This is a genomic window from Psychrobacter sp. 1U2 (assembly GCF_051847575.1).
Genome location: NZ_JBPYDC010001581.1, coordinates 1 through 569 on the forward strand (window position 1 = coordinate 1; position 569 = coordinate 569).

Consider the following 569-nt stretch of genomic DNA (forward strand, 5'->3'; position numbering starts at 1 on the left):
TTAGCGCGTAACAAAGCACGCTTACTCGTCGGTCTGCAACAACAAAAACAAGATCCTAATAGCCTTGCCAGTCTTGCTTTTGATGAAGCTTTATATGGCAGCCATCCGTATGCCCATCCTTCATCGGGTACACTTGAGACTGTGCCCAACATCGAGAAAAAAGATCTGACTGATTTTCAAAACCGCTACCTTGTCGCTGCCAATGCATCCTTAGCAATGACTGGTAACTTGACGCTTGCTCAAGCTAAAAAACTCGCTGAAGACATTACTGCTAATTTACCTAAAGGTGTGGCAGCGGACACTTTAGCCGAGCCAAAACCCCTCACCCAAGCACAGCATATCCATATCCCTTTTCCTAGCACCCAAACCACAGTATTGATGGGCCAATTAGGTAATAAGCGCGCTACCGATTCACAAGCGCAGCAACAACAAACCAACTTTGCAGTAGGCAACGAAGTATTAGCAGGTGGTAATTTTAATGCGCGCTTAATGACAGAGATTCGTCAAAACCTCGGTTATACCTATGGTATATCTGGCTCTATGAATCCAATGCTGGCTCGTGGTCCTTA

The 569-nt window shown here is 45.5% G+C and carries 1 protein-coding gene; it reads left to right on the forward strand.

All coding sequences use genetic code 11. From position 1 onward, the window contains the following. Positions 1-569: M16 family metallopeptidase (locus ACS8FD_RS23300; protein ID WP_439277600.1), on the forward strand; the 569-nt coding region annotated here is incomplete at both ends.